General features: G+C 66.0%; 1 pseudogene. It reads right to left on the bottom strand.

Annotated elements, in window-relative coordinates:
• Positions 1-203 (bottom strand): annotated as a pseudogene (locus Q7A36_RS41550) (IS3 family transposase); the annotation flags it as partial.

Genomic DNA, 203 nt, shown 5'->3' with positions numbered 1-203 from the left:
GAGGTTCAGCGCCGTCTCGCCCGCAGGCCGGTGGTAGAACCCCGAGCGGCTGATCGAGACCAACTCGCACTGCCGCACCACCGATAGCTGCGGGTGGTCCGGCTCGATCATCTGGCGCCGCCGCTCCAGGCTCATCGACCGGACGCTTTCGCCAAAAAATCCCGTTCCACCACCAGCTGCCCGATCTTCGCGTGCAGCTTCTC

The sequence above is a fragment of the Paracraurococcus lichenis genome, assembly GCF_030657435.1.
GTDB lineage: Bacteria > Pseudomonadota > Alphaproteobacteria > Acetobacterales > Acetobacteraceae > Paracraurococcus > Paracraurococcus lichenis.
This window is presented reverse-complemented; position numbering and strand designations above follow the sequence as displayed.